Annotated in this window: 1 protein-coding gene; it reads right to left on the bottom strand. The window is 33.2% G+C overall.

The annotated features are described in order from the left end of the window. A partial coding sequence (locus tag AOA60_RS33330; RefSeq protein ID WP_218240645.1) for a hypothetical protein occupies positions 1 to 415 on the bottom strand: 415 nt, incomplete at its 3' end. Positions 416 to 485 lie beyond the last annotated feature (70 nt).

Below are 485 nucleotides of genomic sequence, written 5' to 3' on the forward strand. Positions count from 1 at the left end.
TATAAACCAGAGAAAAGGTAAAAACAAATAATATTAAAAGGAAATAACTGAAGAAAATATAAATGAGATATCGCCATTGCTCTACCCATTGAAAGAGAGGCCCTAATAAAGCTGATAACATAAAAAGAATGAGTGAAACAATCCCTAAAGTAAAAGTTATCCACGGCATTTTTCCCCACACAGATCGTGAAAAAAAGTTGCTCCCCTTTTTAGCTTCGAAAAGAAACAGCAAATAAAAACAACCTAAGATAATACCTACGAATAGAAAGTACGTAATGCCATTGTTAAATGGGGTTATTTGTTCAGATGAGACTGTGATATTTACACTACCTGCGTTGATTTCTGCTAGGAAGAAAATTACTAATAGTGAAACTACAGTTAGACATTGGTAGATTGTCCATTTTGAAAATAACATTGTAACCTCCTGTTACCAGTTTGTGTACTATTCTATCATAGTAAAAGGATCAGTTGGAACAACGCATTGT

This window comes from Pseudomonas sp. 2822-17, from assembly GCF_002742485.1.
Classification (GTDB): Bacteria; Pseudomonadota; Gammaproteobacteria; order Pseudomonadales; family Pseudomonadaceae; genus Aquipseudomonas; species Aquipseudomonas cyclaminis.